At 61.2% G+C, this 356-nt stretch carries 1 protein-coding gene; it reads left to right on the top strand.

Features of this window, described 5'->3' with window-relative positions:
- Positions 1 to 29: 29 nt before the first annotated feature.
- Positions 30 to 356: response regulator transcription factor (locus tag AC1D1Y_RS26995; RefSeq protein ID WP_477685038.1), on the top strand; the 327-nt coding region annotated here is incomplete at its 3' end.

The raw sequence follows: 356 nt of genomic DNA, 5'->3' as shown, positions 1-356 counted from the left end.
GCCTGGAGCTGGGGGCCGATGACTACATCATGAAACCCTTTGGCGTGCGCGAGGTGGTGGCCCGCATCCGCGCAGTAACGCGCCGCACACTGGCGCGCACGCCCACGCCAGAGCTTGCGACAGATACCGTGCGCATTGGCGACTTGGAGCTGTACCCATCGCAACTGCGCGCCCGCCGGGACGACACGCAAATAGACCTGAGCCTGCGCGACGTCAAAATCTTGCAGCACTTGCTGCAACACAAAGGCAAAGTGGTGGACCGCGACAGCCTGTTTAACCACTGCTGGGGGCGAGACTACTTCCCCAACAGCCGCACACTAGACCAACACATCTCCAAGCTGCGCAAACTCATTGAG

The sequence above is a fragment of the Polaromonas sp. P1_G1 genome, assembly GCF_056405595.1.
Note: the sequence above shows the minus strand (reverse complement) of the source record. Positions and strands in the feature narration are given on the sequence as shown.